Origin of the sequence: Spirulina sp. CCY15215 (assembly GCF_016888125.1) — a bacterium.
GTDB lineage: Bacteria > Cyanobacteriota > Cyanobacteriia > Cyanobacteriales > Spirulinaceae > CCY15215.
This window is the reverse complement of record NZ_JACSWA010000136.1, coordinates 1-201: the sequence shown is the minus strand read 5'-3', so window position 1 is coordinate 201 and position 201 is coordinate 1. Positions and strand designations below refer to the sequence as shown.

Genomic DNA, 201 nt, shown 5'->3' with positions numbered 1-201 from the left:
ATCCCTCCATCTGTGATATTTCATTTAACTTTTTTCCCTTTCTCAACCATCCTTGCAAGCGATTCTTTTTCGGATCGTAAAGATAATATTCCTCAATCCCATGTCGTTGATAAAACTTGAATTTATCCTCCATCTCTCCTTTTCTGTTACTTTTCGAGAGAATTTCAAACGCTACTTGTGGGGCAATATTCTCCTCTTCCC

General features: G+C 37.8%; 1 protein-coding gene. It reads right to left on the bottom strand.

What is annotated here, in order from left to right; genetic code table 11:
* On the bottom strand, positions 1–201 hold a 201-nt coding region (locus JUI58_RS27480), incomplete at both ends, for a Uma2 family endonuclease (protein ID WP_204101819.1).